This is a genomic window from Streptomyces sp. NPDC097640 (genome assembly GCF_040302705.1).
Lineage (GTDB): Bacteria > Actinomycetota > Actinomycetes > Streptomycetales > Streptomycetaceae > Streptomyces.
Genome location: NZ_JBEOSB010000001.1, coordinates 629,926 through 656,092, shown reverse-complemented (window position 1 = coordinate 656,092; position 26,167 = coordinate 629,926). Strand labels below are relative to the sequence as shown.

At 70.4% G+C, this 26,167-nt stretch carries 20 protein-coding genes; 7 read left to right on the top strand and 13 right to left on the bottom strand.

All coding sequences use genetic code 11. The annotated features are described in order from the left end of the window. The first annotated feature begins 85 nt into the window (after window positions 1–85). Window positions 86–1,747 (top strand): sensor histidine kinase, encoded by a 1,662-nt coding sequence (locus ABTY62_RS02210; protein ID WP_352127421.1) that lies wholly within the window; start codon window positions 86–88, stop codon window positions 1,745–1,747. Continuing rightward, entirely contained in the window at window positions 1,744–2,436 is a 693-nt protein-coding gene (locus tag ABTY62_RS02205) for a response regulator (protein WP_352127420.1), read from the top strand. Before ABTY62_RS02210 ends, ABTY62_RS02205 begins: the two co-directional genes overlap by 4 nt. 150 nt (window positions 2,437–2,586) lie before the next feature. On the opposite strand, the gene ABTY62_RS02200 is transcribed toward ABTY62_RS02205, so the two are convergent. From ABTY62_RS02200 to ABTY62_RS02175, 6 genes are all read right to left on the bottom strand, one after another. Continuing rightward, the gene (locus ABTY62_RS02200) at window positions 2,587–3,375 is read right to left on the bottom strand and encodes a sugar phosphate isomerase/epimerase family protein (RefSeq protein ID WP_352127419.1); all 789 of its coding nucleotides are present in this window, start codon (window positions 3,373–3,375) and stop codon (window positions 2,587–2,589) included. A gap of 3 nt (window positions 3,376–3,378) precedes the next feature. Further along, on the bottom strand, window positions 3,379–4,239 hold the full coding sequence (locus ABTY62_RS02195) for a carbohydrate ABC transporter permease (protein WP_311722198.1): 861 nt from the start codon (window positions 4,237–4,239) through the stop codon (window positions 3,379–3,381). Beyond that, a complete protein-coding gene (locus tag ABTY62_RS02190) occupies window positions 4,229–5,164 on the bottom strand; it encodes a carbohydrate ABC transporter permease (RefSeq protein ID WP_352127418.1) in 936 nt (311 codons plus the stop codon). Before ABTY62_RS02190 ends, ABTY62_RS02195 begins: the two co-directional genes overlap by 11 nt. A gap of 8 nt (window positions 5,165–5,172) precedes the next feature. Further along, window positions 5,173–6,495: an ABC transporter substrate-binding protein gene (locus ABTY62_RS02185; RefSeq protein WP_352127417.1), complete on the bottom strand. Its 1,323-nt coding sequence runs from the start codon at window positions 6,493–6,495 to the stop codon at window positions 5,173–5,175. 65 nt (window positions 6,496–6,560) lie between these two features. Further along, entirely contained in the window at window positions 6,561–7,691 is a 1,131-nt protein-coding gene (locus ABTY62_RS02180) for a mandelate racemase/muconate lactonizing enzyme family protein (protein WP_352127416.1), read from the bottom strand. Between the two features lie 51 nt (window positions 7,692–7,742). Beyond that, window positions 7,743–8,729: a hydroxyacid dehydrogenase gene (locus ABTY62_RS02175; RefSeq protein ID WP_352127415.1), complete on the bottom strand. Its 987-nt coding sequence runs from the start codon at window positions 8,727–8,729 to the stop codon at window positions 7,743–7,745. 105 nt (window positions 8,730–8,834) lie between these two features. Between ABTY62_RS02175 and ABTY62_RS02170 the strand changes: the two genes are divergently transcribed. Further along, complete coding sequence (locus tag ABTY62_RS02170; RefSeq protein ID WP_352127414.1) at window positions 8,835–9,728, top strand: LysR family transcriptional regulator; 894 nt, start codon at window positions 8,835–8,837, stop codon at window positions 9,726–9,728. A gap of 2 nt (window positions 9,729–9,730) precedes the next feature. Here the strand turns inward: ABTY62_RS02170 and ABTY62_RS02165 are convergent, their stop codons facing one another. The 6 genes from ABTY62_RS02165 to ABTY62_RS02140 all read right to left on the bottom strand — a co-directional run bounded on the left by ABTY62_RS02165 (window position 9,731) and on the right by ABTY62_RS02140 (window position 17,802). Further along, entirely contained in the window at window positions 9,731–10,330 is a 600-nt protein-coding gene (locus ABTY62_RS02165; protein ID WP_352127413.1) for a hypothetical protein, read from the bottom strand. A 42-nt stretch (window positions 10,331–10,372) separates the two neighbouring features. Continuing rightward, window positions 10,373–12,538: a glycoside hydrolase family 127 protein gene (locus tag ABTY62_RS02160; RefSeq protein ID WP_352127412.1), complete on the bottom strand. Its 2,166-nt coding sequence runs from the start codon at window positions 12,536–12,538 to the stop codon at window positions 10,373–10,375. Between the two features lie 70 nt (window positions 12,539–12,608). After that, entirely contained in the window at window positions 12,609–14,600 is a 1,992-nt protein-coding gene (locus ABTY62_RS02155; protein WP_352127411.1) for a glycoside hydrolase family 127 protein, read from the bottom strand. A 33-nt stretch (window positions 14,601–14,633) separates the two neighbouring features. Next, window positions 14,634–15,455, bottom strand: a complete 822-nt coding sequence (locus ABTY62_RS02150) for a carbohydrate ABC transporter permease (protein WP_352127461.1) — start codon at window positions 15,453–15,455, stop codon at window positions 14,634–14,636. 28 nt (window positions 15,456–15,483) lie between these two features. Continuing rightward, window positions 15,484–16,458 (bottom strand): carbohydrate ABC transporter permease, encoded by a 975-nt coding sequence (locus ABTY62_RS02145; protein ID WP_352127410.1) that lies wholly within the window; start codon window positions 16,456–16,458, stop codon window positions 15,484–15,486. A 30-nt stretch (window positions 16,459–16,488) separates the two neighbouring features. Further along, window positions 16,489–17,802 (bottom strand): ABC transporter substrate-binding protein, encoded by a 1,314-nt coding sequence (locus ABTY62_RS02140; protein WP_352127409.1) that lies wholly within the window; start codon window positions 17,800–17,802, stop codon window positions 16,489–16,491. 289 nt (window positions 17,803–18,091) lie between these two features. Here ABTY62_RS02140 and ABTY62_RS02135 point away from each other — a divergent pair, with 289 nt between their 5' ends. The 3 genes from ABTY62_RS02135 to ABTY62_RS02125 all read left to right on the top strand — a co-directional run bounded on the left by ABTY62_RS02135 (window position 18,092) and on the right by ABTY62_RS02125 (window position 23,341). Beyond that, on the top strand, window positions 18,092–19,120 hold the full coding sequence (locus ABTY62_RS02135; RefSeq protein ID WP_352127408.1) for a LacI family DNA-binding transcriptional regulator: 1,029 nt from the start codon (window positions 18,092–18,094) through the stop codon (window positions 19,118–19,120). Window positions 19,121–19,394: 274 nt separating this feature from the next. Then, window positions 19,395–22,244 carry a discoidin domain-containing protein gene (locus ABTY62_RS02130; protein WP_352127407.1) on the top strand — a complete coding sequence of 950 codons (2,850 nt, stop codon included), beginning with the start codon at window positions 19,395–19,397 and terminating at the stop codon, window positions 22,242–22,244. After that, window positions 22,241–23,341 carry a glycoside hydrolase family 43 protein gene (locus tag ABTY62_RS02125; protein WP_352127406.1) on the top strand — a complete coding sequence of 367 codons (1,101 nt, stop codon included), beginning with the start codon at window positions 22,241–22,243 and terminating at the stop codon, window positions 23,339–23,341. The genes ABTY62_RS02130 and ABTY62_RS02125 overlap by 4 nt, the downstream gene beginning before the upstream one ends. A 66-nt stretch (window positions 23,342–23,407) precedes the next feature. Here ABTY62_RS02125 and ABTY62_RS02120 read toward each other — a convergent pair whose 3' ends face one another. After that, complete coding sequence (locus ABTY62_RS02120; RefSeq protein ID WP_352127405.1) at window positions 23,408–24,634, bottom strand: cytochrome P450 family protein; 1,227 nt, start codon at window positions 24,632–24,634, stop codon at window positions 23,408–23,410. Between the two features lie 284 nt (window positions 24,635–24,918). Between ABTY62_RS02120 and ABTY62_RS02115 the strand changes: the two genes are divergently transcribed. After that, on the top strand, window positions 24,919–26,100 hold the full coding sequence (locus tag ABTY62_RS02115; RefSeq protein ID WP_352127404.1) for an ROK family transcriptional regulator: 1,182 nt from the start codon (window positions 24,919–24,921) through the stop codon (window positions 26,098–26,100). Window positions 26,101–26,167: the final 67 nt, after the last annotated feature.

The following is a 26,167-nucleotide window of genomic DNA, read 5'->3' as shown; positions in this document are numbered from 1 at the left end:
CGCTTCGCGCACGGCGGACGTCATGATTGTGCGGCCTGGCGGGAGGGTCGCCCAGGTTGTGCCGGCAGGAGAGATTGAATTCATTGTGGTCGCCGTGTTCCGTCGCCATACGCTCGCAGGCGAGATGCTGGTGCTCCAGCTCGCCATCGTCGTGGTGGTGCTGCTGGCGGTCGCCGCGGTCTCGCTCGCGCAGTCGGAGGCCACCTTCAACCGGGTCGAGGGGCGCCGGGTGAGCGCGCTGGCCGAGCAGCTGGCCGCCCACCCCCTGGTGCACAGCCGGCTGGTGAGGCCCGCGCCCGCGGAGGCGCTGGCCCCCCTGGTGCTCTCCACGCGGGTGCAGTCCGATGTCACCTCGGTGACGGTGGCCGACCGCGACGGCCGCGTCGTCAGCTCGACGAACCCCACGGTGGTCGGCGACCGGCTGCCGCTCGGCGAGGGGGTCGGCGCGGGCCGCGGCTGGTCGGGCTCACTGGACTGGGACGGCAACCGGGAGCTGGTGGCCCAGGTGCCGGTGCTCGGCACGACGGGGGACGACGCGGGCCGGAGGCTGGGCACGGTCATGGTCGGCGAGGCGTCCCCGACGGTGTGGCAGCGGCTCGGCGGCGCGTCCTCGTATCTGCTGATCTACCTCGGCGTGGCCAGCGCGCTGGGCGTCGTCGGCTCCTGGCTGCTCGCCCGCCGCGTCAAACGGCAGACGCTCGGACTGGAACCACGCGAGATCACCGGGCTGGCCGAACACCGCGAGGCCATGCTGTACGGCATCGCCGAGGGTGTCGTCGCCCTGGACCCGCAGCACCGCCTCACCCTCGTCAACGACATGGGCCGACGGCTGCTGGACCTGCCCGAGGACTGCGTGGGCCGGACCGTGGCCGAGCTCGGCATCGACGGACGGCTGCTCGATGTGCTGACCGGGGCGCAGGAAACCACCGCGAACGCGCATGACGAGGTCGTCGTCCGCCACGGCCGCGTCCTGGTCATGAACCGGATGACGGTCACGAAGGACGGACGGCTGCTCGGCTCCGTCGCCACCCTGCGCGACCGCACCGAACTGGCCCACCTGGAGCGGGAGATCGGCTCCTTCCGCAGCACCTCGGAGCTGCTGCGGGCGCAGGCGCACGAGTTCGCCAACCAGTTGCACACCATCTCCGGGCTGATCCAGATCGGCGAGCAGGAGGAGGTGGTGTGCTACATCCGCGCGTTGAACCAGCGCCGCCACTCCCTCGACATGACCGTCGGCCGCCGGGTCCGCGACACCGCCGTCGCCGCGCTGCTGATGGCGAAGTCCGCCCAGGCCGCCGAGCGGAAGGTCGCCCTGCGCATCTCCGACCGCACGGCGCTGGGCCGGCTCGCCCCGGAGGACGCCGCGGATGTGGCGACCGTGGTCGGCAACCTGGTCGACAACGCCATCGACGCGGCCACCGCGGCCGAGCCCGACGGCGGCGTCCCGCACGACGAGGCATGGGTGGAGATCGAGCTGCGGCAGGACGCCGCCAGCGTGGAGATCGTGGTCCGCGACTCGGGGCCCGGCATCGCCCCCGAGCTGGCCCAGGAGGTCTTCGCCCACGGCTTCACCACCAAGGCCGCCCAGGAGGGCGAGCGCGGCATCGGGCTCGCCCTGACCCGTCTCGTCTGCGAGCGCCGCGGCGGAGAGATCGCGGTGACCAATACGGCCGAGGGCGCCATGTTCACCGCGCGCCTGTCCGTCGGCCGGCCCACCGACGCGGTGGCGGAAGGAGCTACCCCATGACCGAGCCGACCGACACCATCGACGTCCTGGTCGTCGACGACGACTTCATGGTCGCCCGGGTCCACCGCACCTTCGTCGAACGGGTCCCCTCGTTCCGGGTCGTCGGCACCGCGCACACGGGCGAGCAGGCGATCAAGGCGGTGGACGAGCTGCGCCCCGACCTGGTCCTGCTCGACCTGTATCTGCCGGACGTCTTCGGGCTGGACGTCATCCCCCGGCTGCGCACCGCCGGACACGAGTGCGACGTCCTGGTCATCAGCGCGGCCCGCGAGGCCGACGCGGTGCGCGACGCCGTACGCCACGGCGTCGTCGACTACCTCCTCAAGCCCTTCGACTACGAGGACCTCCAGCCCCGCCTCGAACGGTACGCGACCCGGCGCGGGCGGCTGCTCTCCACCGTCGTCCGCGGCCAGGCGGACGTGGACCGCGTCCTGGCCGGGGCGTTCACACCCCCCGCGGGCAGCGCCCTGCCGAAGGGCATGAGCGTGGAGACCGCCGACCTGATCGAGCGCGCGCTCCGCGACGCGGACGGCACGCTCTCCGCCACCGAGGCGGCGGCCGCCACCGGCGTCTCCCGGGGGAGCGCCCGCCGCTACCTGGAGTACTTCCACGACACCGGCCACGCCGACGTGACCCTGCGCTACGGCTCGACCGGCCGCCCGGAGCGCCGGTACGGCTGGCGCGCGTAGCGACCGGCCCTCCGACCCGGGGTCCAGGAGCCCGGATCCTGCGGACCTCCGGGTCGGGGTGCGCGACGGCGATAGCGATCCTCCGGAACACCCCCTGGGGAAGGGGAACTCCAGGGGACACGGCCCCGCCCACACCCCGCTCCGGCGCTGTCAGGCGCTCGCCGCGCGTGCCGCCGCCAGGTCCGTCACCAGGCGCTCCTCGACCGGGACGCTCGGGTCGGAGTACTGGCCGGAGAGGCAGACGGGGCCCGCCCAGCCCAGGTCGGCCAGCCGGCCCAGGACCGCGGACCAGTTGGACAGCCCCTCGGCGCCGGGGACGAACCACGGTTTCCAGTGACCGCCGACCGACGTCCCGGCGGGCTCGACGGGGACATGGATGACGTTCTTGAGGTTGACGATCCCGAGCCGGCGGACGACCAGCGGCAGCGTCACCCCGGGGTCGTCGCCCGCCAGCGCGTCGTGGGCGGCGTCCCACACCACCCGGAAACCCGCCGCCGGAAGCCCGTCGAGGAGGTCCATCACGCCCAGCGTGGAGGAGACGAAGCGCCCGTGGTGCGGCTGCACCCCGACCTGCACTCCGTACCGCTTCACCAGGGGCGCGGCGGCCTCCAGGCGCTTCCGGAAGCGGCGGACGGAGGCGGTGTAGCCGTCGGGGCCGAGCTCGGCCATGACGCGGATCATCGGTACGTCCGCCGCCCGGCAGGCCGCGAAGACGGGTTCGTCCAGGCCGCTCGCGACGCTGATGACCTCGACGCCCTCGGCCCTGAGCTGGGCGGCGAAGGCCGGCAGCAGCCGCTCCGCCTCGGCCGGGGTGACATAGGCGCTGTCCCGTACCGGGACCTCGGCGCCGGAGAATCCGAGCCCGGAGACCAGCTTGCCCAGCTCGTCACCGGGCAGGGCGGACCAGGGCTTGGTGAAGACGGACCACAGATATGTCATGGGTCAGCGGCCTCCGAGTCCGCTCATGGTGATGCCTTTGACGAACCAGCGCTGGGTGAGGAAGAAGATCAGGATCAGCGGGACGGTGGTGATGGTGGCCGCCATCAGCAGCAGGTTCCACTGGGTTCCGTTGGTGGACTGGAACACCTGGAGGCCGACCGAGGCGGTCCTGGTGGCATCGCTGTTGGAGATCACCAGCGGCCAGAGCAGGTTGTTCCACTGGCTGATGAACTTGAACACCGCAAGGGTGGCGATGGCCGGCACGGCCAGCGGGATGATCACCCGGGTGAAGGTCTGCCAGCGGTTCGCCCCGTCGAGGCGGGCCGCCTCCTCGTAGTCCCGGGGGATGCCGAGGAAGAACTGGCGGAGCAGGAACACCCCGAGCGCGGTGAACGCGTGCGGCAGGATCATCCCCGCCCAGGTGTCGACCCCGTGCAACTTGGCCACCAGGATGAACTGCGGGACCAGGGTGACCTGCGTGGGGATCATCAGCGTGGCCAGATACACGCCGAACAGCACCTCGCGGCCGCGGAAGTTCAGCCGGGCGAAGGCGTACGCGGCCAGCGCCGCGGTGATCGTCTCCAGGATGGTGGTGCCACCGGCGAAGATGACGGTGTTCAGCAGATAGTCGCCGAGCGGGACCAGGTCGAAGGCGCGGCCGAGGTTCTCCCAGTGCCAGCTGCTCGGCCAGAAGGAGGGCTTGGCCGCCATCGACTCGGTGTCGGACTGGAAGCCGACCAGCACCATCATCACGATCGGGGTCAGGGTGACCGCCGTGGCCAGGAAGCAGGTGAACACCAGCAGTTTCCGTCTGGCGACGGGCGAGCGGCGCGGCGGCGTGAGGACGGGGAGGTCAGTTGTCATAGTGCACCAGCCTCCGCTGGAGGAGGAACTGCATCGCGGTGATCACCGCGATGAAGGCGAACAGCACGATCGACTGCGCGGCCGCATAGCCCTGTTCGTAGTTCTGGAATCCCGTTTGGTAGATGTACATGACGAGGGTGGTGGTACGTGATCCCGGACCGCCGTCCGTCATCACCAGCGCCTGGTCGAAGACCTGGAACGAGTTGATGATCGAGGTGACGACGACGAAGAACATCGCCGGTGAGAGCAGTGGCAGCGTCACGCTGCGGAAGGTCCGCCACGGTGTGGCGCCGTCGACCCTGGCGGCCTCGTACAGCTGCTGCGGGATGGCCTGGAGCCCGGCGAGGAAGATCACCATGCCGAACCCGAAGCTCTTCCAGACGCTCATCGCGATCAGCGCCGGCATCGCCCAGTCGTCCGAGATCAGCCATGCCGGACCGTCGATTCCGAAGACCCCGAGCACGGCGTTGACCAGTCCGTCGGTCGGGATGTAGAGCCAGATCCAGACGAAGGCCACCGCGACGGTGATGGTGGCGTAGGGCAGCAGGAGCAGCGACCGGAAGACCGCGATGCGCCGGAGCCCCTGGTTGAGCAGCAGGGCGAGCGCCAGGCTGACCAGCAGGGTCAACGGCACGCTCGCAAAGGTGAAGTACAGGGTGTTGCCGAATGCCGACCAGAACGTCGGGTCCGGGCCCAGCCGGGTGAAGTTGTCGAGCCCCGCGAAGCTGGGCGGGCTGAACAGGTTCCAGTCGAGCAGCGAGATCACCCCCGCGGCGATGACCGGGCCGGCGGTGAAGACGAGGAACCCGATCAGACTGGGCAGCAGGAACAGCCAGGCGGTGAACGCCTCCGAGCGGCGCCATCGGGGGCGCGGGGGCCGTGGAGTCGGGGTCCGGGATGCGGCGGTGCTGGTCTCGACAGCCATGGTCATCCTCACTCACCGCGCCGGTCGGCCTGGCGGACGGCGTCCCGGTGCTGACGCATCAGGACGTTCAGCCGCGGGTTGATGTTGTCGATGGTCTCGGCGACCGTCAGATCGCCGAGAAAGGCCCGCGGCAGCTCCTGGCCCATCAGCAGCCGCACCCGGTTCCAGTTGGTGGTGACGTCGAAGGGGTGGCCGCCGCCGACCTCGCCCTTGAGGATCTTCTGGACGACGCCGAGGTTGGCGGGCGGGGGCTTGAAGGCGCTGCCCGCCGAGCGCCTGGCCGGGTTGTTGCGCCCGGCCGTGGCGTAGATGTCCAGCGCGCCGGTGCTGGTCAGGGTCTTCAGCAGCCGCCAGGCCAGATCCAGGTCGGAGCCCTTGACGCCGGAGGGGATGCCGAAGCTGGAGCCCGACACACGCGGCTTGCTGCCCGCGGGCCCCGCGGGGAAGGGGACGATGTCCCATTCGAAGGGCGCCTTGCGGACGTTGAGCACCTGCCAGGGCCCGTTCTGCATGAACGCGACATTGCCCTGGAGAAAGTTGGCCAGGGCGTTGCCGCTGGCTTTCGCGCTGACCAGATTGGTGATCGGCGGGGTCGCGCGGTCCTTGACGAACAGATCGATGACGAATTCGATGGCGTGCCGGGCCTCGGGGTCGTCCAGGGCGCTGCCGTCGCCCTTCTCGTTGATGACGTTGCCGCCGGCGGAGTAGATCCACGACACCAGGTCGTCGATGGCCGGGCCGCAGGTGAACCCGTAGCTGTCCTTGGGCCCGCTCAGCTCCATCGCGAGGTCCCGGAGGGTGTCCCAGGTCATGGGCTCGGTGGGGGACGGCGGGTCGATGCCGTGCTTGTCGAGCAGCGTCTTGTTGTAGTAGAGCACGGTGGGCGCCACGTCGAAGCCGATGCCGTAGGTCTTGCCGGCGAAGGAGGAGATCGACCGGATCGCGGGGTAGAAGTCGTCGAGGTCGAAGTCCGGGTCCCCGGCGATGAGGTCGTCCAGCGGCCGGTACGCGCCGCGCGCCGCGTAGGTGGGCACCATCCAGCCGTTGATGCCGGTGACCAGGCTGGCTGTTCCGCTGACCAGTTGGAGGTCGAGTTTGGTGGCGTAGCTGTCCGACGGGGTGAGCGTCGAGACCGAATCGACGTGCATCCGCTGCTCGACGTACTTGCCGAAGGCGGCCCAGACCTTGGCCTCCTCCGGGCCGTTGGACCACATCGACCAGGTGGCGGTGGACGGTGGCGGGCCGGACGAGCAGCCGCTCAGGCCCGCGGCGGCGAGCCCTCCGGCGGCGGTTCTCCTGAGCAGGGTGCGGCGGGACAGGCTGGAAGACATCGTCGTCTCCTCGCTGTTCAAGGACGTGCTGTGGTGAGGGCGTGCCAGGGTGAGGACGTTCCGGGTCAGGCGAAGGCCAGGTCCATGGACTCGGCGCGGATGCGCTCCTCGTCGACCTCGATGCCGAGGCCGGGGGCGGTGGGGACGGTCGCGACGGCCGAGTCGATGTGCAGCTTGTCGACATACAGATCGGCCAGCAGCTCGGGGCCGTTCAACTCGGCCGGAAGGGCCAGCTCCAGCTGGCTGAACAGGTGCAGGGCCGCCGCGAAGCCGATGCCGCAGTCGGTCAGCCCGCTGGCGAGCACCTCCAGGCCGCCGGCCAGCGCGACCTGGGCGGTCTTCAGGGCGTTGCGGATGCCGCCCGCCTTGCAGAGCTTGACGACCACCAGGTCGGCGGCGTCGAGTCGGATGGTGCGGGCCAGGTCCTGGGCGGTGAAGCTGCCCTCGTCGATCGCCACCGGGAGGTCGATCATGCTCCGCAGCCGCTGGAGCCCGAGGGTGTCGGTGCTCGGCACCGGCTGTTCCACACAGTGGATGCCCGGCACGTCGTGCAGCGCGCGCAGCAACTGCTTGAGCGCGCTCGGCCGGTAGGACTGATTGGCGTCCAGCCAGATGGGCTTGGCCGCGGCGACCTCGGCGACCGCCGTGACGGCGGCGGCGTCGGCGTCGACATCCCCGCCGATCTTCACCTTGTACGCCGGGTAGTGGCCGGAAGCCCGCGCGTGCTCGCGGACGGCGGACGGCTCGCCCACGCCGATGGCCGAGCAGAGCGGAACGGTGTCCCGTACCTTGCCTCCCAGCAGGGCGTGGACCGGCAGCCCGGCCAGCTTGCCCGCCGCGTCGTGCATGGCGATGTCGACGGCGGCCCGGGCGAACGGAAAGCCGTTGGACACCGACGGACTCAGTCGGCGGTTCGCTCGCGCGTGGAACAGCTCCACGTCGAACGGGGTGAGTTCGAGCAGGACGGGGGTGAGGTGGCGCTTGATGACGACGGCGATCGTCTCGGCGGTCTCATAGCTCCAGCTCGGCAGGGCCCGCTGCTCGCCCCAGCCGACGACCCCGTCCTCCGTCGTCAGCCTGACGAAGATCACCGAACCCGCCTGGTCCGGGGTGCCGACGGTGCCGCTGCCGAGGACGAACCGGCGGGCGAACGGCACGGCCACGGGGAACACATCGACCGCCGTGATGCGCGACATGGGGAGGTGGTTCCTTTCACGGGAGACCTGAGGGGGGTGGGGCACGCGCGGTCAGGCGGTGGTCGGCCATGCGGCGGGATCGACGAAGCTCGGGCCGCGGACGCCCTTGCCGAGCCAGTCCACGACATCGGCCAGCACATACCCGGCCAGCGCCAGGTGTCCCTGGGTGGTGTCCCCCGCGATATGCGGGGTGAGCAGGAGGTTCGGGCAGCTCAGCACGGACTCGTCGAGGCTCGGGGGTTCGGGGTCGTACACGTCCAGCGCGGCCAGGATCCGGCCGGACTGGACGTGGTCGAGAAGCGCCGCCTGGTCGACGGCGGGGCCGCGCGAGGAGTTGACCACGATCGTGCCGTCGGGCATCGCCTCGATGAGCCGCCGGGTCACCATCCCCCGGGTCGCCGGGAGATCGGGTACGTGGAGGGAGACGAACGCGCAGCCGAGCGTCTCCTCCAGCGTGGCGGTGCGGACCCCGAGCGCGACGGCCCCCGCCTCGTCCAGGTACGGGTCGTACACCACCACGTCGCAGCGGAACGGCCTCAGCAGGGTGATCAGGGCGCGTGCGGTGGAGCTGGCACCGACGATGCCCACGGAGCGGCCGGCGAGCTCGCCGCCCCTGAAGTCCTTCTGCTTCCAGCCGCCGCCGCGCACCGCGGCGTCGAACCGCGGCAGGCGGCGGGCGAGGGTGAGCATGGCGGCCAGGCAGTACTCCCCCACGGACCAGGCGATCCGCCCCGCGGCGGAGAAGACGGTCACGCCCTGGTCGAGCACCTCGCGGTCGATGAGCTTCTTCACCGTGCCGGCCGCGTGGGCGACCACCTTGGGGCCGCCGCCGCCGGCCCAGATCGAGGTGTCCAGGTTTGGGGTGCCCCAACTCGTCAGCAGCACCTCGGCGCCGGCGGCCAGCCGGGCCACCTCGTCCCCGTCGAGCTCTCCTTCGGCCCAGGTCACCTCGAAGTGTTCCGCGATCAGCCGCCGGGCGTCGGTGCCGCAGACATCGGCGGCTCGCTCGGGGGTCATGACGACGGCGAGTTTGGACACCTTTGCTCCTCGGGCCGGGTCGGTGTGCGATGACTGACACGACCGTAGGGACCCGCTGTTATGCCCGTCCAAGCCCTATTTGGCATTGCGCGATACCTTGACGGCATGGACCTTTCTCTGCAACAGCTCCGTGGTTTCGTCGCCGTGGCGGAGGAACAGCACTTCGGCCGCGCCGCCGCGCGGCTCAACATGACCCAGCCGCCGCTGACCCGCCAGATCCAGGCACTGGAGCGGAATCTGGGCGTCGTCCTGTTCGAGCGCACCGGCCGTGGCGCGCGGATCACGGCGGCGGGCCAGGCGCTCCTCGACCACTGTCGCCGGATCCTCGCCCTGCTCGACGCGGCGCCGGTCGCCGCCCGCCACGCCGCCGAGGGCCGGACGGGGACGCTGCGGCTGGCGTTCACCGCGATCGGGGCGTACGCGATACTCGCGGACGTCCTGGACCTGGTGAACCGACACCTCCCTGACGTGTCCGTGGAGCTGACGGAACTCGTCAGCCCGGACCAGTTCGCCGCGCTGGCCGATCTGGAGGTCGACATGGGCCTCGTCCGGCCGCCGATCCCCGAGCGGTACCGATCGGTCCTGGTGCACTCCGAGGACCTGGTGCTCGCCGTCCCCGCCGGCCACGCGCTGGCCCGCGCCACCGAACCCGTGCCCCTCGCGGACGTCGCCGACGACTACATCGGGTACAGCCCCGAGGGCTCCCGGTATCTGCACGACATCTGTGCCGCCATGATCGGCGTGGACCGCTACGCGGTCAGCCAGCTGACCTCACAGGTGCCGACGATGCTGGCGCTGGTGCGGGCGGGGCTCGGGTGCGCGCTGGTGCCGCGCTCCATCATGACGATGGGCGTGCACGGCGTCCGGTACCGCGAACTGGCCCCGGCCGACGCCCACTCCGTGACCCTGCACGCCTGCTGGAGCCCGGACAGCCCGAACCCCGCCCTGCACCGACTGGCTACGGTGCTCACCCGCGAGCCACGGCTCGGGGTGTCCTGAACCTACAGTCCGTCACGCACCATGGCGGCGACGATCCGGACATGGCGATCCGCCGCCGTGTTCGAGAACTCGTTGTCGTAGTTCAGGCCGTAGGGCCAGAAGTGGCCACCACCGGTGGACAGCGTGGCGCCCGAACCGTCGTACTGCTTGACGAGCGCCGTGGCCTGCGCACCGCGCCAGCCGCCGCCGCTGGACAGGGAGTTCCAGCCCGAGCTGGTGCCCACGCCGATGGTGTGGGCGATCTCGTGCAGGGCGGTCCGCTCGGTCATATAGGCGCGGTTGCCGAAGCGGATGGTTCCGTTGATGTTGCCGTCGGCGGTGGGCACACCGGGGTCGTAGCGGACGGTGATGTACTTGCCCAGATCGCTGAGGTTGTTGTACCGGGCCACCGCGGCGTTCATGGCCGCCGTGATCAGGTTGTAGGCCGTCTGCTGGTCCTGGGTGGGGTTGCTCGCCCGTTCGAGCGTCCAGGTGATGGTGGCCGCCGACACCTGCTTCTGGGCGGCTGCCGAGGCCGCCGGTGCGGCCTGCGCGACACCGGGCCCGGCCACCGCGGCGGCCACCAGCGCGGCGACGACCGCCTTGTTGCGCCAGGTACTCATGAGGTTCCTCCTGTGGGGGGATGGTGGGGGGTGTGGTGTACGTCAGTGCCTGAGGTTCGCCCCGACCGCGGCGGCCACGACGCTGTCCCGTTCGGTGCGGCTGAACAGCCCCTCGGACAGCCATGTGTCGGCGAGGGTGCGTACCGCCTGGGCGAAGAGGCCTGAGGTCGTGAAGGGGGCCTGCGCCCAGAGCACGTCCAGGAACGTGAGGCCGTTGCCACGGGCGCGGTTCGGTACGCCCGAGTTCTTCGTGCCGAACACGACGACCGGTTCCGAGCGCTTGAAGTAGGCGTGGTAGCGCGTCTCGTCCCCGACATGGAACGGGGCGAGGGTCAGGCCGTGCGTGGTGAAGTACATCGGCCGGCCGCCGGATTTGATCGCGTCGGCGAGATCGCCCCGGAGCGTGAAGTCCTTGTAGAAGGAGAACACGCGGAATGCCGACTCCTGGCTCTGGGCGGTCAGCAGCACCGGACCGTAGAACACCGACTGGACGGTGGGATCGTCCAGGGCCCTTTCGACGCGCAGACGGTAGGGGGCGGAGACGGCGACCCGGTCGCCGCGCTGCCAGCTCCTGCTCAGGCTCAGATAGCTGCCGGGCACGGCCTTGACCGACTGCCGGACCCCGTTGACCGTGACAGTGAAGCCCGCCGTGGCCCAGAGCGGAACGCGGAGTCTCAGGTCGAGCTGCCCGCCGCCCTCGCGGAACGTCAGGGTGCGCACCCCCTCGGCCGGGTAGTCGCTCGTCTGCTCGATGACGAAGCCCCGCTCCGGCCACCGCAGTGTCGAGGCGAGGTAGAGGTTGACGTACAGCGCGCCGCCGTCGGCGGAGCGGAAGTACACCGAGTCCTGGTACTTGGTGTGGTTCTCCATGCCGGTGCCGCCGCAGCAGGTGCCGGTGTTGTCGTACTCGCGCCGCACCCCCGGGCCCATCCCGACGAAATAGGTGACCTCCGGGCTGTCCGTGGCGGGGGCGTCCCGGCGGGAGGCGAGGATGTGATTGGTCAGGCCCCGCTCGTAGTAGTCCATATAGGCGGGGTCCGGCTGGTGGAAGAACAGTTGCCGGCTCAGTTTGAGCATGTTGTACGTGGCGCAGGTCTCGGCGTTCTTGTCGTCGAGGGTGGCCGCGATGGCGTCACGGGCGCGGAACATCTCGCCCTGCCCCGTGCCGCCCTGGCTGTACATGCGGGAGCCGGTGACCATGCCCCAGAAGTTGCGGGCCGCGGCGGCGTACTCCTCCTTCGCCGTGTGGTCGAACAGCCGCAGATAGCCGGTGAACTGCGGGATGTGCTGGTTGGCGTGTTTGCCCTCCAGGATGTCGCGGTCCTCGGCGCAGGCCTTCAGCAGTGTGGTGTTGTCGAAACAGCGGGCGGCGGCGAGGTGTTCCGCCCGGCCGGTGAGGGCGTACAGGTCCGCCATCACCTCGTTCATCCCGCCGTACTCACCGGCGATGTAGATGGACCACATCCGCTCCAGCTGGGCCGCCGGCAGGTGGCCGAGCCGGCTGTGCACCCAGTCGCCCATCCCCGAGACGATCTCCAGGGCCTGAGCGTTCCCGGCCAGGGTGTACGCGTCGAGCAGACCGCGCATGATCTTGTGGCAGGTGTAGTACGGCGCCCAGATGGTGGGGTACGTGGTGTAGCTCTCCAGCAGGATGAACTGGGTCTCCGGGTACGCCGCCAGGTAGCCGGGGTGGCTGGGCTTCGGCGAGCCGTGGTCCGCCAGGGCCTTCTGGCACTCGCCGAGCGCGCCGACCAGGTAGTCGAGCTTGGTCTTGAGCGCGGCCTCCTTGGTGTCGGCGTACGCCTGGGCGATGAGGGTGAGGAAGTGGCCGCCGTAGTGGCCGCGCAGATTGCCGTCGGCGGTCTCCCAGCCGCCGGGCGGCCGGGCGCCGCGGGTGTCGAGCCCGGCGTTGGCCCGGAAGACGGCCAGGATGCGGTCGGCCGGGTAGGACCTGGCGTAGCCGAGCATCAGATCGCGCTTGCGGCGGAAGACACCGTCGCCGAGGGTCACCCCGTCCAGCGGGAAGGGGCGTATCGACCAGGTGTCAGGGACGGGCAACGGCCCGTGTGCGGCCTGGGAGGACACCGCGGAGGGGGTGGCTCCGGCCGGGGCGGCCTGTGCCGTCGGGACGGCGTACGCGAGCGGGGCGGCGGCCGCGGCCCCGGCGGCGAGTCTCAGCGCGTGGCGGCGGGACGGGGGGTGAGACATGCTCTTGACTCCGATCGTCGGTGGTCGGTGGTCGGTGGGCATGGGCAGGGGGACGCGGAGCGCGCGCGGGTTACGAGGGGGCGGTGGTGTCCGGTTCCGCCGTCGGCAGCCACACCCGCATCGTGGCGGGCCCGCGGTTGGCCCAGGAGCGGTAGGGCACCAGGACGATGTCCGCGCGCTCGGCGGCGGGCTCGGTGGCGGGGCGGTCGAGCGGTCCGTACGGCCATGAAGTGTCGCCCTGTCCGGCGTGTCCGGCCAGCTCCCCGGCCACGACGACGGTGTCGTCCGCGCCGGGCCCGTCCTTCGGCTCGACCGACGGATCCACCCGTACGGCGTCGGCCTCGTGTCCGTCCGGCAGATCCACCGACTCGGCGCAGTACACCAGCGGCCCCCGCTGGACGGCCACCGTCCCGCGCACCGCGTCGACGCGCGGATCGGCCCCGATCCAGCGGGGCGCCATGGGCAGTTCGAGCCGTATCTCGTCGCCGGGCCGGAAGAGCCGGTTGACGGTGGCGGTGCCCGGGGGGACGGAACGGCGTGTCCCGTCCGGCTCGGCCAGCCATGCGGCGGCGCCCTCCGTCCACCCGGGGACGCGCAGCGACAGGGTCCACGGGTGGTCGGGGGACCGGTCGATCCGCACGGTCACGGCCCCGCCGGACGGGTAGTCGGTGCGGATCCGCAGCGCCACGCCGTGGCCTCCGGCGAGGGATGTGGCGATCTCCGCGTCGGCGTACTGGTGCAGCTGCACGCCGTGGTCGTCGGCCGTCGCCAGATAGGCGGGCAGTTGAGCCAGGGTCCGCGCCACGTTGGTCGGGCAGCAGGACACCGCGAACCAGGGCGCGCGCAGGCTCGACTCGGCGCGCGGGCTCTCCGCGTCGGCGGGGGGCACGGTGCCCCGGTCGCGCCGGTGCAGGGTGTTGGCGTAGAAGAAGGCGCGGCCGTCCTCGGCCGGGGACGCCGCGACCACGTTGAACAGGGTCCGCTCCGCCAGGTCGGCGAAGCGCGGCTCGCCGGTGGCCAGCAGCAGCCGCCAGCTGAGCATGACGGAGGCGACACCGGCGCAGGTCTCCGAGTAGGCGCGGTCGGGGGGCAGGACGAAGTCGTCGCCGAAGGACTCGTCCCGGTGGTGCGAGCCCATGCCGCCCGTCAGATAGGTCCGCCGGGCGACCGTACGCTCCCACTGCCGCACGACCGCGGCCAGCAGGGCGTCGTCCCCGGTCTCCACGGCCACGTCGACGGCGCCGGACGCCAGGTAGAGGGCGCGGACGGCGTGGCCGCGGAACACGGTGGCCTGGCGGACGGGCAGGTCGTCCTGGTAGTAGGCGCGGCCGAACTCGGGGTCCGCGAGGGTGCGGTGGCCGCGGCGGTCGACGAAGAGCGCGGCCTGGTCGAGATAGCGCTGCTCCCCCGTCAGCCTGGCCAGCTCCACCAGCGCCGGCTCGATCTCCGGATGGCCGCAGACGCGCTCGATGCCGCCCCTGCCGAAGGTGGCGCAGACATGGTCGGCGGCCCGCCGGGCGATCTTCGCCAGCTCTCCCTCGCCCCGGGCCCGGGCCTGGGCCACCCCCGCCTGGATCAAGTGCCCGTAGCAGTACAGCTCGTGGCCCCATTCGAGGTCACTGTACCGGGGCTGCTGGCCGGGGCGTCCGAAGGCGGTGTTCAGATAGCCGTCCGGTTCCTGGGCTGGCGCGATGGCCTCGGTGAGCGCGGCGATCTCCGCGTCGAGCGAGGTGTCGGGCCCCTGCTGCCCGGCGGCCGCCCAGGCCATGGCTTCGAGCAGTTTGTAGACGTCGGAGTCGGCGAACTCGCGGCCACGCCGGTCCCGGTGGATCCGGCCCTCGACGGCGGCCCGGAAGTTGCCGATCCAGCCGACGCGTTCCATCCAGTCGCGGCAGTGGTCGAGTGTGGCGGTCGCGTTGATCTGGCGGCGCCGGGCCCAGAAGCCCCCGGTGATCGTGACCTCGTCGAGCCCGAGCGGCCGCAGCCGGCCCCGGGTCGGCGCCACCGGCAGGACGAGTGACCGCGCCGTGTTCTCCCTCACCAGTTCATGCCTTCGGTTCATCCCTTCGGTTGTCCGTCTCCGTGGTCCGGCGCGTCAGCCCTTCAGCGCGCCCGACATGAAGCCCCGTACGTAGTGCCGTTGCAGCAGCAGGAAGAGGAGGAGGCAGGGCACGGCGAGGACCACCACCCCCGCCTCGGTGGCGCCGTAGTCGACGGCGCCCATGCTCTGCTGCCGCAGATTCGCGACGGCCAGCGGCAGTGGCGCCTTCTCGCTGTCCGAGATGAGGATCAGTGGCGCGATGAAGTCGTTCCAGGCCGCGAGGAAGGCGAAGAGCCCCACGGTGATCAGCCCCGGCCGCACCGCCGGGAGCAGGACGCGGCGCAGCGCGCCCGCCGTGCCGCACCCGTCGACGAGCGCCGACTCCTCCAGTTCGCGCGGCACCGCCTCGAAGGAGATCCGCATCATGAAGGTGGCGAACGGCAGCTGGAACATGGCCAGCACCAGGCTCAGCCCGAGCAGCGAGTTCTGTAGCCCGAGCCTGCCGAGCAGCACATAGAGCGGGATGAGGAGCGTGGCGTACGGGACCATGAGGATGGCCAGCACCACCAGGAACAGCAGGTTCTTGCCCGGGAAGTCGAAGCGGGCGAAGGCGTAGCCGCCGAGCAGCGAGACCCCGAGGGTCAGGGCGACGGTGAGTGCCGAGACGACGGTGCTGTTGAGGAGGTAACGCCACAGGCCCGCGTCGTACTCGAGCAGCGTGCGGTAGTTGCCGAGGCCGTAGCCGGACTCCTGCGCGGTGCCCGGCTGTCCGCTGACCGACGCCCAGGCGTTCCACAGCAGGGGGAAGAGGAAGATGACGGCCAGTCCTCCGGCGAGGACGTAGTGGGGCGTCCGGCCGAGGGCGCGGGTGAGCACCGTGGTGTCCCTTCTCATGAGGTGGATGTCATGACTCGTCGGCGCGGCGCAGACCGATGAACTGCGCGACGTTGAGCACGAGCAGCGCGGCCAGCACGAGGATCGAGAGGGCCGCCGCGGTGCCGAGGTTCATCCGCTGGAAGGCCTCGCGGTAGATCAGCTGGACGATGGTGACGGTGCTGTTGTCCGGTCCGCCCTTGGTGAGGATGAAGAACTGGTCGAACGCGAGCAGCGATCCGGTGACGCACAGCAGCAGGGAGAGGGCGAGGGACGGCCGCAGCAGGGGCAGGGTGATGCTGCGGAAGATCTGGCCGCGGCTGGCGCCGTCCATCCGCGCCGCCTCGTACACCTCGTGGGGAATGCGCTGGATGCCGACGAGGAGGATCAGCATGTAGAAGCCGGCGAACTTCCAGACGATGAGGAAGACCGTCGACAGCAGGGCGGAGGTCGGCGAGCCGAGGAAGGACACCGGCTCGTCGGTGAGGCCGAGCCTTTCCAGGATCCGGCTGAGCGGTCCGGTGGTGGGGCTGTACAGGCCCCAGAACAGCAAGGAGGCGGAGGCCAGCCCCAGGGCGCCGGGCAGGAAGTAGACCGTGCGGAAGAAGCCCGCGCCGGGGCGGGACTCCTGCACCAGCAGGGCGAGGAGCAGGGCGAGCCCGAGGAGGACGACCGTGACGACCACGGTGTAGAGGAGCGTGAAGCGGACCGCGGGCCAGAACAGGGTGGAGTCGGTGACGTCGGTGTAGTTCTCGGGGGCGTTGCCGCCCCGGTCCCCCGCGAGCAGCGGCCAGTCGCTGAGCGACATCTGCCCGACGAGCAGCAGGGGCAGTACGAAGAAGACCGCGACGAACACGGCCGTGGGGGCCGCGTAGCCGAGCCCCTGGAGTTTCCGGGACCGCCACCACCGGGGTCCGGGGGTACGAGGCCGGCGGGCCGGGCGGGCCGGCCGCGCCGACCGGGCCCGGTGTTCGGCGGCCGCTCGGCCGGGCGCCTTCACCTGCATGGCTCTCCTCTGCCGGGTAAGCGGGGGCGCTCAGTCGGCCAGCGAGGCGTTGACCGCCTTGTTGTCCTTCTCCACGGACCCTCCGTCGCCGAAGACGGCGTGGCGCATCAGGGACAGCCACGGCCCGTTGGGGTCGTTGAAGGTCTGGCCGAACTTCAGCGCGTACGGGGTGTGGCCCTCCGCCACGAGCCGGTTGATGGTCACCAGCCGCGGGTCCGCGTCGGAGTACTTGTTGGAGGCGAGGTCGGTGCGGGCCACCACGTCCTTGTGCGCGGCGACCACGTCGACCTGGGCCTTGTCGCCGAGCGACCAGGCGAGGAAGTTCCATGCCTGGTTGGCCGACTTGCTGGTGGCGGAGATGCCGATGGCGTCACCGCCGACGAAGGTGGACTTGCCGCCGTCGGGTCCGGGGATGGGCGCGACCCCGAGGTCGAGGTCCTTCGGCATCAGGCCCAGGGTGGTCGACGGCATGGGCATCACGCCGACCTTGCCCTTCGGGAAGACCCCGGTCCAGGTGGTGCCCGTCTCCTCGCGCGCGCCGGGGGCCACGATGTCGTCCTTCACCCATCCGCGGTAGGTCTGGTAGACCTTCTTCGCGGTGTCGGAGGACAGCTGTGCCTCGGTTCCGTCCTTGTTGAGCACGTCCTCGCCCGCGGCCCAGAGGGACGGCCACCAGGTGAAGACGCCGCAGCCGCCGCAGTTGCCGCCGAAGAAGGTGCCGTTGACGTCTCCGCCCAGCGCGTCCACGGCCCGCGCCTGCTGGTCCCACTCGCGCAGGGTGGTGGGCGGCTTCGCGGGGTCGAGCTTGGCCCGCCGGTAGAGCTCCTTGTTGTAGAAGAGCACCGACAGGTCGAGGGTGTGCGGCACCACGTACTTCTTGCCCTCGTAGGTACCGGCCTTGATGTGCGACTGGGCCAGGTTCTTGGCGAAGGGCAGCGCGTCGACGCGTTCGGTGAGGTCGGCGAAGAGCCCGCTGGAGGTGTAGTTGGGCACGAACACCACGTCCGAGGCGAACAGGTCGGGGAGGTCGCGGGCGCCGGCGGCCGCGCCGACCTTGGCCTGGTAGTCGTCGGTGGGGATGACGGTGAGCTCGATCCGGTTCTTGTGGCTCGCGTTGTACGCCTTGACCAGGGCCTCGCTCTGCGGGCGGGTCGCCGCGCGGGTCCACATCGTCAACTTGGTGCCGTCGTCGACTCCGTTCACACCCCCCGCCGAGCCCCCTCCGCCGCCAGAGCCGCCGTCCCCCGATCCGCAGGCCGTGACCATGCTCGCGGCGGCGATCAGCGCGAGGGCGCCGGTGGCGAGTCGGCGTATGCGTCCCTGTGGTCCGGCCGTGCTCCCCATGACGATCTCCCTTGTGTGGCGGCGGGCCGTGGGCAGGCCGAACCGGACGGGACGATGGCTGTGGTGGCACTGAACTCTGCGACGGAAACTGACCGAAAAGGCTTTCAGCGAACGTAGAACCCCGCTCATCACCCGTCAATCCCCTTGCTGAGAATGCCTGTACGCGAGCCGTCGAAACCTCGAAGGCGCCTTGAACGTCCCCGGACCGAAACAACTCGCGTACCCTTTTTTATGCGCGATGTGCCAGTCTCAACGGCCCGGCACGCGACGCGAGACAGGAGAACTACCCATGACACAGGCCACCGGCCCCTCTCGTTCGCATCCCGTCACCCTCAGCGACGTCGCCCGGCTGGCCGGCGTGTCCATCGCCACCGCGTCCAAGGCCCTCAACGGCCGCAGCCAGGTGCGTGCGGAGACGAGGCAGCGGGTGATCGAAGCGGCCGAGCGACTGTCGTTCCGGCCCAACCAGCTGGCCCGCGGCCTGCTCGCCGGGCGCACGGGCACCGTCGGGCTGCTCACCAGCGACCTGGAGGGCCGGTTCTCCATCCCGATCCTCATGGGCGCCGAGGACGCCTTCGGGGCCGGCGAGGTCGCGGTGTTCCTGTGCGACGCCCGCGGCGACGCGATCCGCGAGCAGCACCATGTCCGCGCGCTGCTCGGCCGCCGGGTCGACGGCCTCATCGTGGTGGGCAGCCGGACCGACCCCCGTCCGTCCCTGGGCCGCGAACTGCCCGTCCCCGTGGTCTACGCGTACGCCCCGTCGGACGACCCGGAGGATCTGTCCATCGTTCCCGACAGCATCGGCGCCGGCCGGATCGCCGTCGACCATCTGCTCGCCTGCGGCCGTACCCGGATCGCGCACATCACCGGCGATCCCGGCTATCTGGCGGCGCAGGAGCGGGCCGAGGGGGCCCGGGCCGCGCTGGCCGAGGCCGGGCTCGCCCTGGTCGGTGAGGTGCGGTTCGGGGCGTGGTCGGAGGGGTGGGGGCGGGCGGCCACCGCGATGCTGCTCGACCGGCACCCGGACGTGGACGCCGTCCTGTGCGGCAGCGATCAGATCGCCCGCGGGGTCATGGATGTGCTGCGCGAGCGCGGCCACCGGGTGCCGGAGGATGTGGCGGTCATGGGCTTCGACAACTGGCAGGTCCTGACCTCCGCCTCCCGCCCGCCGCTGACCAGCGTCGACATGAATCTGGAGCAGGTCGGGCGCGCTGCCGCGCACACCTTGTTCGGCGCGATCTCCGGTGCTCGGCGCTCGGGGGTCGAGACCCTGCCCTGCCGCGTGGTGATCAGGGGGTCCACGGCCCCGCTCTCCTGAGGCGTGGTGCTACTTCTGTTGACAGTGCCGTGACACGCGCCTACCTTGCGAAAACCTTTTAGGTCTGTTTCACGCACGACCCCGGTACGCCTGATCGCACCCCGTCCGCCGGGGCTCCCGGGAGTCCTCGTCGGAGAACGTCAGCACCATCGTGAGCAACCGCCTGCTGTCAACCGGACAGGGAGCGCCCGATGAGAAGACGCACGATGACGGCTCCCCACGGGGCCGCCACCATGGACCACACGCAACACCACCGCACCGCACGGGCCCTGCCATGAAGCGCCTCTTCCTCGCCCTGGCGCTGATCATCTGCACGGTCTGTTCCGCGGCGACCCCGGCCGCCGCCGACCAGACCATCGGGTTCCCGACTTTCAGCGGACCCGCGATCCCGGCCGCGCCCGTCGCCTACACGCCCGGCGACATGATGCGGTCCATCTACGACTCCGAGAGTTCTGGCACCGACTTCTGGATGGACCGCCTGCTGGCCCGCTCCGGCAACGACCCGGCCGGGCCCTGGCTGATGAGCCGTGGGCGCGCGGTCTTCATGAAGACCCATGACCCCGCGGTGCTCGGGTTCGGCGGCCATGTCGCCTACTGGGAGAGCATCAGCGACAAGAACGCCTACTCCGTCGCGATCAGTCCGGGCACCTTCACCGAACAGGTCGCACAGCGCCGGCAGACGCCCAGCAACTGGAAGAGCGTGCACACCAGCGGCTCGATCACGGTGAACCAGACCAAGTTCATCACCGACAACAACGTCGCCGTGACCAACCTGTCGATCAAGAACAACGGCAGCAGCTCCACCACGCTCCAGTTACGGGCGACCTCCCCGTACGCCACTTCGGGCTCCGGCAGCGAGCTGACCGGACAGGTCAACGCCTACAACAACCTCACCAGCATCCAGACGCGGCTCACCGGCGACGGCTTCGCCGCCAACAGCGGCGGGCTGAACCGGTCGGTGACGATCGCGGCCGGGGCCACGGTGACCGCCAAGGTGGTGATGGGCTTCATCACCGGCGAGATCCCGGAGTCCCTCACCGACTACAACGCCTACGCGGGCTACTCGGACGCGACCGCGTTCGCCACCCACGTCAAGGCGTACAACCTGTGGTGGGCGCAGAACGTGCCGTACATCGATGTGCCCGAGCCCGCGATCAAGAAGAGCATCTACTACCGCTGGTGGCTGATGCGCTTCAACAGCCTCGACGCCAACATCCCCGGTCAGACCTATCAGTTCCCGACCTCGACCGAAGGCGTCCTCGGCTACAACAACGCGATCGCGCTCACCCAGCCCATGCACATCGACGACCTCAAGTATCTGCGCAACCCGATGTACGCCTACGGGAACTGGCTCAACGTCGGCCAGATCTCCAAGGGTGGCCGCTTCCTCGACAACCCGGGTGACCCGGAGAACTGGTCCAACAGCTACACCCAGTACATCGCCGAGGCGGCGTGGAAGAGCTATCAGCTCCACGGGGGACAGCCGGCCATCGCGGGCAACCTCGCCCACTACGCGGAGGGCGACGTCAAGGGCCAGCTCGCCTACTACGACCACGACAACAACAAGCTGATCGAATACGACTGGGGCGCCCTGACCGGCAACGACGCCGACGCGGTCTCCTTCCACTGGAAGCCCGGCAACATGGACCGCGCCGAGTCCGCGTACCAGTACAGCGGCGCGCTGGCCGCGGCCCAGGCCTACGACGCGGTCGGCAACACGGCCAAGGCCGCCGAGATGCGTACGCTGGCGAACCAGATCAAGGACGCCATCGTCAACGTGTTGTGGAACCCCAACCGGCAGCTGTTCGAGCACCGGCTGAAGTCGACCAACGAATGGGTGCCCTGGAAGGAGATCAACAACTACTACCCGTTCTCGGTCGGAGCCGTCCCCAACACCTCGACCTACAAGCAGGCCCTGCGGCTGTTCAACGATCCGGCCCAGTACCCCGTCTTCCCCTTCTACACGGCCAACCAGGTCGACAAGAAGGCGGCGGCCGATGCCGGGAACCCGGGCTCCAACAACTTCTCCACCATCAACTCCACCGTGCAGTTCCGGCTCTACTCCTCGGTGCTGCGCAACTATCCCAACTCCTGGATGACCGCCACCGACTACAAGAAGCTGCTCTACTGGAACGCCTGGGCGCAGTACGTCGGCGGCAACACCCAGTTTCCCGACGCCAACGAGTTCTGGGCCGACTGGAACGGCAGCGGGATCGACTACCGCTCCTGGATCCACCACAACATCCTGGGCAGCAGCAACTGGACCGTGATCGAGGACGTGGCCGGCCTGCGCACCCGCAACGACGCCAAGGTCGAGCTGTCCCCGATCGACATCGGCTGGACCCACTTCACCGTCAACAACCTCCGCTACCGCAACGCCGATCTGTCCATCGTCTGGGACGACCCGGCCGACGGAGTGGTGCGCTACCCGGGTGTCCCGGAGGGCTACTCGATCTTCATCAACGGCAACCGGGTCGCCACCGTCGACAAGCTGGTGCCCTTCACCTGGGACCCGGCCACCGGCGATGTGACGACGAACGGCACGGTCACGTACCACACGGCCGTCCCCGGGCTCCAGGCCCCCAACCAGGTCGTGCAGAACAGCCCTCGCATGGTCGACATGTTCGCCAAGGCCGGCGTCGACCTGACCGGCGACCCCGCCAACCTCGCCTCCGGGGCGACCGTGTCCGCCTCCTACACCGGGTCCGGCAGCAATGTCTCCGGCGCGGTGGACGGCTACCCCACCAACGAGCCGTTCTGGGGCGCGGGTGGCTCCCCCAACAGCCAGGACTGGTACGAGCTGAACTTCGGCACCGCCCGGACGCTCAACGAGGTGCGCCTGCACTTCAAGGACAGCCGCCCGGCCTCCGCCACCTACCGGGCCCCGTCCGCGTACACCGTCCAGTACTACAACGGCAGTTCGTGGGTGGACGCACCCAGTCAGGCCAAGACCCCGGCCGCGCCACAGGCCAACTACAACGTGGTGCGGTTCCCGTCGATCAGCGCCCAGCGCATACGGGTCCTGGCCACCAACGCCTCCGGAGCCAAGACCGGCCTCACCGAGGTCAAGGTCTACAACCGGGGTGGCTCCGGAGCCCTCCCCACGAAGAAGGAGCACCAGTGACTCGAGCCAGATTTCTGTCCGCGCTCACCGGCGTGCTCACCATGGTGATCGCCTTACTGGTGGCGCCGTCCGCGGCCGGTGCCACCACCCCCACTGCCACTGCCACTGCCACCGCCGGGTATCAGAACACCAGTGGAAGCCAGAGCGCGGGCACCTTCACCAACCCGCTCTCCCAGCACGGCCCCGACCCCTGGCTCACCTACTACAACGGGTACTACTACCTCGCCACCACCACCTGGAACTCGACCATCACCATGCGCAAGGCCAGCACCCTCGCGGGCCTCGCCACGGCCAACGACCAGGTGATCTTCAACCTGTCCCGGCCCAACGGGGCCGGCACGATGTGGGCCCCGGAGTTCCATCTGCTGGACGGCCCGAACGGGAAGCGGTGGTACTTCTACTACACCGCCGGACGGGAGCCGTACGACCTGGGCACCCAGCGGATCCATGTGCTCGAGAGCGCCGGCCAGGACCCGATGGGGCCGTACACCTTCAAGGCCGACCTGCTCGACCCGAACCAGGACAACACCTGGGAGCTGGACCCGAGCATCCTTCAGCTGAACGGCAAGCTCTACCTCCTCGGCACGTACTACAACGGCTCGCAGCCGATGTTCATCCGGCCGCTGTCGAACCCGTGGACCGCCAGTGGCACCCGTAGGCTGCTGTCCACTCCCACCTACAGCTGGGAGACGGTGGGCGGCGCGGTCAACGAGGGCGCCGAGGTGCTCCAGCGCAACGGCAGGACGTTCATCGTCTACTCCGCCAGCCACTGCTCCACGCCCGACTACAAGATGGGGATGCTCACCTACAACGGGGGCGACCCGCTCGCCTCCTCCTCCTGGGTCAAGTCGCCCAACCCGGTGTTCCAGCGGTCCAACGCCAACGGCGTGTACGGCCCCGGCCACAACGGCTTCTTCAAGTCGCCCGACGGAACCGAGGACTGGATGGTCTACCACGCGAACAACTCCGCCGGCGGTGGCTGTGACATGAACCGCAGCACCCGAGCGCAGAAGTTCACCTGGAACGCGGACGGCACCCCGAACTTCGGTACCCCGGTGGCCCTCGGTGTCCCGCTGACCGCACCGTCAGGGGAGTAACCGAGCCACACCGCGAGCAGACCGCCGCGATCGGCGGGCCATCGCATCGATGGCCCGCTGACCGGCTTACGCGGAGGGGCCCGGGGTGAAGGTGACGGGCAGCCGCTCGGGGCCGCGCAGCCCGCCGGGCCGCCACCGCAGCTCCTCGGGCGGCACGCCCAGCGCCAGATCGGGAAGGCGGCGCAGGGCGGTTCCGATGGCGACCTGCCCCTCCATCCGGGCCAGCTGCGCCCCGAGGCAGTAGTGGATGCCGTGGCCGAACGCGAGGTGGGCGCTGTCCCCGCGGGTGATGTCCAGGCGATCAGGGTCGGGGAACTGGGCCGGATCGCGGTCGGCGATGGCCGAGGCGACCAGCACGGTCGCGCCGCGCGGGATGTCCACGCCCGCGATGGAGACGTCCTCGCGCGCGAAGCGGGCGATGCCGGGGTTGAGCGTCCCGTCATAGCGCAGGAGCTCCTCGATCGCGGCCGGCAGCAGCGCCGGGTCCTCCCGCAGCATCCGGAGCTGATCGGGGTGGGCCAGCAGCGCGGCGATGCCGCCGCCGATCAGGTTGACCGTGGTGATGTATCCGGCCGCCAGCAGCAGGAACGCCATGGAGATGAGCTCGTCCTCGATCAGCCGATGCTCCTCGTCCCGGGCGGTGATCAGCGCGCTCAGCAGGTCCTCCCCCGGCCTGGCCCGCTTGGCCGCCAGCAGCCCGGTCAGATACGTGCGCATCCGCCGCCATCCGCGGTCGAGCACGGCCGGGTCCGGCGGTTCCGGCCCGCGCAGGATCAGGTCGTCCACCCATCGCTGGAAGTCCTGCCGGTCGGACGTGGGCACGCCGAGCAGCTCGCTGATCACGGTGACCGGAACCGGCAGCGCGAAGTCCCCGATCAGTTCGGCCCGGCCGGTCGGCACGACCGCGTCCAGCAGCCGGTCGGCGATCTCCTGGACGTGGGGCCGCAGCTCGGCGACCCTGCGCGCGGTGAACGCCCGGGAGACCAGCCGGCGCAGCCGGGTGTGGTCGGGCGGGTCGGCGCGCAGCATGTTGCTCACCATGGACTCCCGCTCCGCCACCGGCAGCTGCCGTCTGAGCCCGGGGTCCGACGCCTGGCATACGTCGCTGCTCAGCCGCGGGTCGGACAGGGCCGCGAGGCACTCCTCGTAGGGCATGACCAGCCAGGCGTCCAGGCCCCCGGCGATGGTCGCGCGCCGCACCGGGCCGTCCTCGCGCAGCCGCCGGTAGAAGGCGAAGGGGTTCGCCACGAAGGCCGGGTCGGTATAGGGCAGAACAACCGGCTGCTGGCTCATTGCGACCTCCCGAAGCACACCATATGCAGGCGAAGCGCACTTATCGCCCTCTCAGGATATCTCCAGGAGCAAACACCCTCACGCGAGCCCTCCACCCGCTTCGGCTCTGGGGCCGAGGCGGAACTTTGTCCTCCTGCGGGAAAAAGTTAAGAAGATTCCGGTACAACTTCTTCCTAGGCCGTTCTGATGCTGCTACGTTCCTGGCGAAAGGGAGCGCGGCAGGCCCATGGTGGCCGGAGCCGACGGACAGGGCCGGCAGAGGCGGTGAGGGGCACGTGAGACATATGACGGCGCGACCGGCCAACGCCCATCAGTCCCAGTTGCTCCGACTGCTGCGCGACGGCGGCCCCAGCTCCCGCGCCCAACTGAGCGAACAGGTGCGCCTCTCGCGGTCCAAGCTCGCGGTCGAGGTGGACCGGCTGCTGGAGGCGGGTCTGGTCGTGGCCGACGGGCTGGCCGCCTCCCGGGGCGGCCGCCGCTCCCACAGCCTCCGGCTCTCCCCCGAACTCCGCTTTCTCGGCGTGGACATCGGCGCCACCTCGGTCGACGTCGCCGTCACCAACGGCGAACTGGAAGTCCTGGGCCACATCACCCAGCCCATGGACGTGCGCGAGGGCCCGGTCGCCGTCTTCGAGAAAGCCCTGTCCATGGCGGCCGAGTTGCGGGCCTCCGGGCTCGCCGAGGGCTTCCACGGCGCCGGGATCGGCATCCCCGGACCGGTCCGCTTCCCCGAGGGCGTCCCCGTCGCCCCGCCGATCATGCCGGGCTGGGACGGCTTCCCGGTCAGGGAAGTGCTCAGCCAGGAACTCGGCTGCCCGGTCATGGTCGACAACGATGTGAACCTGATGGCGATCGGGGAGCAGCACGCGGGCGTCGCCCGTTCCGCGGGCGACTTCCTCTGCGTCAAGATCGGCACCGGTATCGGCTGCGGCATCGTCGTCGACGGCAGGGTCCACCGGGGCACGACCGGCAGCGCGGGCGACATCGGCCATATCCAGGCCGTGCCCGACGGCCGCCCGTGCGCCTGTGGCAACCACGGCTGTCTGGAGGCCCACTTCAGCGGTGCGGCCCTCGCCCGCGACGCCACCGAGGCCGCCCGGCAGGGCCGCTCGGCCGACCTCGCGGCCCGGCTGGCCGCGAACGGCGCCCTCAGCGCCGCCGATGTCGCCGCCGCGGCCACGGCGGGCGACACCATCGCGCTCGACCTGATCCGCGAGGGCGGCACCCACACCGGCCAGGTCCTCGCCACGCTGGTGTCCTTCTTCAACCCCGGCCTGGTGGTGGTCGGCGGCGGGGTCGCGGGCCTCGGCCACACCCTGCTCGCCGCGATCCGCGCCCAGGTCTACCGCCAGTCACTGCCGCTGGCCACCGGCAACCTCCCCATCGTCCTCGGGGAACTGGGGCCCGCCGCAGGCGTCATCGGCGGGGCCCGGCTCATCAGCGACCACTTGTTACTGCCCGCGTAGCCCCACGACCCGTCCCACCGCACACCCGCACGGCGCACCAGCACAGCGCCCTGCTCCGCCCTGCCCT